Source organism: Deferrisoma palaeochoriense, assembly GCF_054656955.1.
Genome location: NZ_BAAHXI010000235.1, coordinates 1 through 225, shown reverse-complemented (window position 1 = coordinate 225; position 225 = coordinate 1). Strand labels below are relative to the sequence as shown.

General features: G+C 72.4%; 1 protein-coding gene. It reads left to right on the top strand.

The window, feature by feature from the left end; translation table 11 throughout:
• Positions 1 to 225 (top strand): hypothetical protein (locus ACYQ8L_RS18845; protein WP_459943341.1); only part of this gene is annotated, 225 nt, incomplete at both ends.

The window sequence follows — 225 nt, the reverse complement described above, 5'->3', positions numbered from 1 at the left end:
TCCCCAACGAACAACGGCCCCGCCGCCGGGCCCGGAGCCCGCCCTGCGAGGCCGTTCGATTCATGCGGTGGAAACCTTCGCGTTCACCCGAACCCCCTCCTCCCAGGTGGCGGCCGCATCGTACCCCGCGCCGGCCCGCAGGGGCAACGCCGACCGGGCGGGAATGGGCGAGGATACGCCACACACCGGACAGATCCTGTCCGGCGTGTCGTTCCCCCAGCAGGG